Genomic DNA, 302 nt, shown 5'->3' with positions numbered 1-302 from the left:
CCAGGGCGTGCCACGTCCAGACCCCGTACGGGGCCACCCTCCCCGCCCCTGCCCTGGAGGCTTCGCCCCGACGGGCTTTGGGCGCGGCACTGCCTGGTGAGGGGGGCCGGGGCGATCTGGCGGTTCTTGTCCCGCGGGGGCAGCGGGTGGTAGGCGAAGGTGTCGTCCAGCAGGTCCGCGCGAAGCCCCGCCAGCTCGTCCATGGCCAGCGGGAACTGGGGGTTGTTCGACAGACCTTCCCCCGCCGGCCTCGGCCCGGGCTTCGTCTGCGTGTGGGTCGTCTCAGTCACACCCATCACGGT

General features: G+C 72.8%; 1 pseudogene. It reads right to left on the bottom strand.

Annotation, left to right across the window (positions count from 1 at the left end):
- Positions 1 to 290: pseudogene (locus tag ADL01_RS26595) on the bottom strand (hypothetical protein); the annotation flags it as partial.
- Between the last annotated feature and the right edge of the window lie 12 nt (positions 291 to 302).

Origin of the sequence: Streptomyces sp. NRRL WC-3618 (assembly GCF_001280005.1) — a bacterium.
Classification (GTDB): domain Bacteria; phylum Actinomycetota; class Actinomycetes; order Streptomycetales; family Streptomycetaceae; genus Streptomyces.
This window is presented reverse-complemented; position numbering and strand designations above follow the sequence as displayed.